The sequence below is a fragment of the Arthrobacter sp. HMWF013 genome (assembly GCF_003061105.1).
Lineage (GTDB): Bacteria > Actinomycetota > Actinomycetes > Actinomycetales > Micrococcaceae > Arthrobacter.
The window spans coordinates 1,707-2,645 of record NZ_QAIQ01000091.1 but is presented as its reverse complement, the minus strand read 5'-3'; the positions used below and the strand labels follow the sequence as shown (position 1 = coordinate 2,645).

1 protein-coding gene is annotated in these 939 nt (G+C 66.1%); it reads left to right on the top strand.

Annotation, left to right across the window (positions count from 1 at the left end; genetic code table 11):
• Positions 1-915 (top strand): NAD(P)(+) transhydrogenase (Re/Si-specific) subunit beta (locus DBR22_RS04265; RefSeq protein ID WP_181365018.1); only part of this gene is annotated, 915 nt, incomplete at its 5' end.
• Positions 916-939 lie beyond the last annotated feature (24 nt).

The window sequence follows — 939 nt, the reverse complement described above, 5'->3', positions numbered from 1 at the left end:
CCGCTGATGCTGCCGGGCAAAAACGTCATCAACCTCGGGGCGCTGGCCGCGTTCATCGCCCTGACCGTCTGGTACGTCAACGATTCCCAGCTCTGGCTGCTCATCGTCGTCACCATCCTGGCGCTGGGACTGGGCTGGCACCTGGTGGCCTCCATCGGCGGAGGCGACATGCCCGTGGTCGTCTCCATGCTCAACAGCTACTCCGGCTGGGCCGCAGCCGCGGCCGGCTTCCTGCTGAACAACGACCTGCTCATCATCACCGGCGCCCTGGTGGGCTCCTCCGGTGCGTACCTGTCCTACATCATGTGCAAGGCCATGAACCGGTCCTTCATCTCCGTGATCGCCGGCGGCTTCGGCATCGCAGCCCCCGCCGCGGCGGACGCGGAGTACGGCGAACACCGCGAAATCACCGCCCAGGCCACCGCCGAAATGCTGGCCAACGCCTCGTCCGTGGTCATCACCCCCGGCTACGGCATGGCAGTGGCCCAGGCCCAGTACCCCGTCGCCGAACTCGCCCACCAGCTCCGCGAGAAGGGCGTGAACGTCCGGTTCGGCATCCACCCCGTCGCCGGGCGCCTGCCCGGACACATGAACGTCCTCCTCGCCGAAGCCAAGGTCCCGTACGACATCGTCCTGGAAATGGACGAAATCAACGACGACCTCGGTGACACCTCCGTGGTCCTGGTCATCGGCGCCAACGACACCGTGAACCCCTCCGCCGCCGAGGATCCGGGAAGCCCCATCGCCGGGATGCCCGTCCTGCGCGTCTGGGAAGCCGAGAACGTCATCGTGTTCAAACGCTCCATGGCCGCCGGCTACGCAGGCGTCCAGAACCCCCTGTTCTACCGCGACAATTCCCAGATGCTCTTCGGCGACGCCAAAACCCGCGTCGAAGACATCCTCAAAGCGTTCTGACTGACACTGCGCTGAAGGCAGCGG